Below are 4,907 nucleotides of genomic sequence, written 5' to 3' on the forward strand. Positions count from 1 at the left end.
AGCTACATCCACTACAGATATAAACTATAAAAAATATTATAATATTCCTTTTCATAGCACATAATAAACTGGTCTTCCATTATTGTATGGAAATTTTAAATTTTTAGTTAAAAATTACAAAATTGATCTATATATCTCTTTTATAGATACAGTTAGAATATTCTTATAAACATCTATTATCATAATGATTTACACCCTCTTGCTTTACTTTTAGTTACATACACTTGTCCAGCTTTTCTTCTATTCTTCTGTCAGCTCATTAAAATTCATGTCATCATGAAAACTAAGTATACAATTTGTCTACCAGTTCCTCTGCCAATTTTTCCTGATTCTGTCAGTTCATAATCTTTATCAAAGCCATATATATCAAGATAATCTAATGCTAAATCTCTTATTTTATCCATATCATCTTCAGATAACTCAATAATGACTATATGATTATCCTTATAGAAAACGTTAGTAATTATAGATTGTTTTATCAAATCTTGCAAAAAATAATATTGTTTTATCATTAATTTCACTCTTTGCATAATCTTTTTGCTTTTTTAGTTGAAGTTGATTAACAGATATAATTTTACCCGTTGTTGGATTAATAACTACTTCTGCTTTTCAGAGAAAAAGGACAATACATCACCATAGTTATAGGGATTACTTATGTATTCTATCACTATATTTTTATTAGGAAATTTATGTTTAAAATAAATATTCCAAGAAAATTGTATGAATTCACCTATCTTTCTAAATAATTTATCATCTATAGTATCCGTACAATGAGCAAATAAATCATATAACTTTAATTTATTCATCTCAAATTCTATTTCTCTACTATTGTTATATTTTCTCTTGAGATTCTTATAAAGAAGGTCATCAAAATTATCTTTTAGAAAAATACAATCCTCAATTTCTATAGTCTCAGGAAAGAGTAATTTACCTATGATTAAAATATCATCAGGATGGATATTAAAGCTTATATATTGATATATGTCAATATCTTCTTTCTTAGACCATCTGTCTTTCCACTTTATATATTTGTCTATTTCTTCCAGATTCATATTAAACATTTTTATAGAATTTTACCTACCATTGATAGCCGAACAAAGTTCCTCATTATGTAGCATGTATCTAAATGAATAGCGCTTGTAACGCTATAATATCCCCTCCTCTACTTGTTCTAAGATATAACCCCACCAAGTATTTGGTTCCAAACAAGGAGCGTCTATTTTTAAAAAATGTCTTTTTATAGTTTTTAGCTTTTCCAAGCGTAATGTATCGCTGTATTCTTCCTGAAAATCAAAGTTTTTAGTAAAAAACAGCAAGCAATCTATAAGTTGGTTTAAGGACGAATTTATAAAAAGAGTACTCTCTGATAGGGAATAAACAAAGTGGTCGCTATGGCTAACCCCTATTTTATCCTCGTAATCAACTCCTATAATATAAAAATCACCTTCTGTATAAACAGGAAGTTTAAAAGAAAGCCCTATAAAGCTAAGGTCTAAAAAGTTTCTTATTATTTTCTCTATTTCTAATATATCCATTTTTATTTAGATAAATTGGTGTTCGTTGATTGTTACTTATTTCTAAAAATATTCCTATCTTCTAAAGAAAAAAAGCGGGGTGTTTGCTTCAAACGGATAGGATATATTCCATAAATTAACTATTCCTCTACTTTGGGATTATCTTTTAACCATTCTTGAATGTTCTTTGCTTCATTGAGTAAAAGGGCTCTATCTACATCGGAATTGTCGTTAGGAATACACTCAACATTGACATAGACTTGCTCTCTCGGCTGATTGATTGAGAAAACACCTTCCTGATCCAATTTTTGCATCGCTTGTACCATTGCCGAGACTCTTAGCCCAAACTCTCGTTCTATTTCATCTTCGTCTTCCATATTAAGAATACTAGGATAAGTATCTAACAAGGTTTGAACAGGTTCGAAATATTCCTCACCAAAAGCGTAATAAGGCGAATCAGCAAAGTTCCATTTGTATAACCAAATTTCTTCTTTAGGGTGTTTAGGTATCTCTCTGTCCAAGGCTTCATAAGACCAAGCCGATAGAATAGGTGCATAGCCCTCAGCAGGAGCAAGTAATACACAATTGTAATAATGTTCCTTGTTCTTAAACAATTCCAAGAATGCTTCTTTAGCACACTTATAGATAAGCTGACTTAATGCTTCTGTTCGCACTTCTTCTGTCATTTTAATTTGATGCTACTTGTTGAAAATATTCCTTTCCTTAGGGAAAGACGGTATAGGTGCTACTTTACCTACTTTTTCAAGAGCAAGCCCTTTGATATCCAACTCGCTAAGAATGTTTTCCAACTCTTGAGTACAAAATAACTTCGTTTCTGAAGTAGCATCTCTAAATATTACATTCATAGAAGCCTCTTCATAAAAATACAAATCTTTATTCCTATATAACTCCATTCTCTTTAGATGACTTACCCCCTCATTATTTATCCCTTCTATTACATTTTGAATGTTGATAAAAACAAAATCTTTCTTTACATTAACAAATTTAAAAGGTAATAATTCTGCTTTTACATTAAGTCTTTGAGTAAAAAACATTGCTTTTTCTTTCTCCATTACTAAGAAAGCTCCAGCTACACGAGCGTCAAACCCATCCTTTTTACCTTTGTTGTCGAAGTTCTTATACACTTCTCCTTCTAATTCTTCCCAAGAATCTATTAAGGATTGTCCTTTAAAGGTAATAAGCTTTGAAGTACCTCCTGTTAGTTTATAAGATTTATAAGAAGAATCATCAATTAATTGATATATGTCCATATTTATTGTATTTAAGAATGTCGCTTATTATGGTAAAGTGGTATGCTCTAAAATGGTTATAAACTCGCTGAATGTATCGCATACAAAGTAGGTATTGCAATCACTATTGGAAGCCTCAAAAAAGTGAGAATGGTCATAGAAATAAATCCCTTTGGAGAAATCACCTATGTCTTCGGTTACTAAAAGGAGCATCCCCCCTCCTGGATCTCTCCCGATGACAAGGCTTTTGCTCGGAAAATCCTCACTGAACTCTTCATAGATTTTTATACATTTTTCTATACTATAGAAAAGATCAAACATAATGTATTCCTCTATATCCTTTACATAGAAATAGGCTTCATCAATGGTAGCACCGTCATTTTGGGCTAAAAAATTAAAATAATCATCGGGCAAGGTAAAGCCTAAAAACTCCTGAAAAGCAAGAGCTTTTGCTTCACTACCTTTATTTATTGCTTCTATTTTCATACTTGTAAAATATTTAATTTGCCTCTACTCCTCACAAAATTTTTCGCCACTAATAAAAAACTATATGCCTATAGGTGCATAAACTATAAATTCTTGTAATAAAAGAAAACTGCTTCTTCTATATTGTACTGATTATTAGTACATTATATTTTTAACAACACAGCTGATACATTACCACCTATTTCAAGACCTGATACTTTGAGTTCATTCTATTTTATTTAATTCTTGACTTTCAGTTCCTATATTGATAAAGTAAATAGGCGTTCCTGATATATAGTAAAGATTATTGATATATTCAATGTATACAGTCCCCATTTCCTTAAGCTTATTATCGAAAACTATTTTAATCTTATTGTTGTCTGAAATAGCAGCTTCCATTTTCTTATATTCATATTTATCTTTGCCTTCTTCTATAATAATATCTATATTATTTAAACTTTTAATATTGATGATATATTGGTATTTTATATTATCTTTATTCAATGTACTAAATAAGTATTTTCCTCTGAACAAATCTTCTAATTTGGAACTATAATCATAATCATCTAAACTATTTCTGTATCTATATTGTTTTTTTACTTCATCCCAACAAACATAAAAACTTGATTTTTCAGGAATAACAATTTCAATAATATCTTTTTTATTCTTTTGTCCCGTCTGTATATAACTCCAAATCCCCTCTTCAAATTGATCATAAACTACAGTTTTTACAGTTTCTTCTTTATAGTCATCAGTCTTATAGACGATATAGGGAGCTCTAATTTCCTTTTCATAACTATGAAAAATAACCAAGAAAGGAAATATATGTTTAGGATAGGTATCACTTTTATATCCTTTGTATCTAACAATGATAGCTATATCTTTTTCGTTATCATAATTAAAATCTCCATAACAAATGATTGGGCATATTGATTTTTTTCGGATGTTATAATATCTCCAAAAATCTTCACTAAATTGTTTTTGAGCATCAATTAATTCAAAATCCTTATTTGATTGAATATAAGACAGAACATTATTAGGAATTATACAAATATCTAACTTTTCTGCTTTTTTACTTGAACTATTATTGACACAAGAAAACAGAGCAAATAGTATTAAAAAAAGATTTACTTTCATTTGATATGTTTAATTTGTATGTAAGTGACCCCTTATTATTTGAAAGATACCTAATCCCTTGTATTTTAATGTTTGTCTTTTTTGTATTTCACTGATTGGTAAAGCATTGAACCTTAATAACACTATATACTGAGGCTAAGACATTACCTATACTTATCGGGTAGGGGAAATATTTCCTCAACTTCAGGATAGTTCTCAAAATAATTACTCAGCCATAGCTCAAAAGTTTTGTAATTATCAAAGAACCCATATACATACCCTTTTTTCAATAAAGATATATAATATTCAAGAGGAACTACATATGGATTTCCATTTCTCATAATTCTTGAACATTCTATAAAGTGTTCTTTATTATACGCAAGGAATATAGGTAAGTCAGGGAAACTAATATTTTCCTTCTCTAGATCAATATGCCCTATTAATCTCCAGATCTTTTTTGTAATAGCTGTTTCTTTTCCAGATTTGTACATTTTAAATCCTACTGACCTAACTACACGACAAAAATTGATAAATATTGATTTTAAGATAGTTAATTCCCGAA

The 4,907-nt window shown here is 29.3% G+C and carries 8 protein-coding genes; all 8 read right to left on the reverse strand.

The features are described 5' to 3' along the window. Nucleotides 1-266: 266 nt before the first annotated feature. Entirely contained in the window at nucleotides 267-530 is a 264-nt protein-coding gene (locus Q0625_RS02600; RefSeq protein ID WP_298823339.1) for a hypothetical protein, read from the reverse strand. Between the two features lie 66 nt (nucleotides 531-596). Next, nucleotides 597-1,052 (reverse strand): hypothetical protein, encoded by a 456-nt coding sequence (locus Q0625_RS02605; RefSeq protein WP_298823340.1) that lies wholly within the window; start codon nucleotides 1,050-1,052, stop codon nucleotides 597-599. A 93-nt stretch (nucleotides 1,053-1,145) separates the two neighbouring features. Then, a complete protein-coding gene (locus Q0625_RS02610; RefSeq protein WP_298823341.1) occupies nucleotides 1,146-1,535 on the reverse strand; it encodes an immunity protein in 390 nt (129 codons plus the stop codon). Between the two features lie 119 nt (nucleotides 1,536-1,654). After that, nucleotides 1,655-2,200 (reverse strand): DUF4303 domain-containing protein, encoded by a 546-nt coding sequence (locus Q0625_RS02615; RefSeq protein ID WP_298823342.1) that lies wholly within the window; start codon nucleotides 2,198-2,200, stop codon nucleotides 1,655-1,657. Nucleotides 2,201-2,212: 12 nt separating this feature from the next. Further along, entirely contained in the window at nucleotides 2,213-2,785 is a 573-nt protein-coding gene (locus Q0625_RS02620) for a hypothetical protein (protein ID WP_298823343.1), read from the reverse strand. 27 nt (nucleotides 2,786-2,812) lie between these two features. Beyond that, on the reverse strand, nucleotides 2,813-3,250 hold the full coding sequence (locus Q0625_RS02625) for an SMI1/KNR4 family protein (RefSeq protein ID WP_298823344.1): 438 nt from the start codon (nucleotides 3,248-3,250) through the stop codon (nucleotides 2,813-2,815). 204 nt (nucleotides 3,251-3,454) lie between these two features. Continuing rightward, nucleotides 3,455-4,366, reverse strand: coding sequence for a hypothetical protein (locus Q0625_RS02630; RefSeq protein ID WP_298823345.1), 912 nt, complete (start codon nucleotides 4,364-4,366; stop codon nucleotides 3,455-3,457). 143 nt (nucleotides 4,367-4,509) lie between these two features. Continuing rightward, nucleotides 4,510-4,907 (reverse strand): hypothetical protein (locus Q0625_RS02635; RefSeq protein ID WP_298823346.1); only part of this gene is annotated, 398 nt, incomplete at its 5' end.

It is taken from the genome of uncultured Capnocytophaga sp., assembly GCF_938029845.1.
Classification (GTDB): Bacteria; Bacteroidota; Bacteroidia; order Flavobacteriales; family Flavobacteriaceae; genus Capnocytophaga.

Excerpts from the sequence above, each read along its gene's own strand:
- Q0625_RS02615 (WP_298823342.1), bottom strand. The coding sequence starts at position 2,200 with ATGACAGAAGAAGTGCGAACAGAAGCATTAAGTCAGCTTATCTATAAG.
- Q0625_RS02610 (WP_298823341.1), bottom strand. The coding sequence starts at position 1,535 with ATGGATATATTAGAAATAGAGAAAATAATAAGAAACTTTTTAGACCTT.
- Q0625_RS02600 (WP_298823339.1), bottom strand. The coding sequence starts at position 530 with ATGCAAAGAGTGAAATTAATGATAAAACAATATTATTTTTTGCAAGAT.
- Q0625_RS02620 (WP_298823343.1), bottom strand. The coding sequence starts at position 2,785 with ATGGACATATATCAATTAATTGATGATTCTTCTTATAAATCTTATAAA.
- Q0625_RS02625 (WP_298823344.1), bottom strand. The coding sequence starts at position 3,250 with ATGAAAATAGAAGCAATAAATAAAGGTAGTGAAGCAAAAGCTCTTGCT.
- Q0625_RS02630 (WP_298823345.1), bottom strand. The coding sequence starts at position 4,366 with ATGAAAGTAAATCTTTTTTTAATACTATTTGCTCTGTTTTCTTGTGTC.
- Q0625_RS02605 (WP_298823340.1), bottom strand. The coding sequence starts at position 1,052 with ATGAATCTGGAAGAAATAGACAAATATATAAAGTGGAAAGACAGATGG.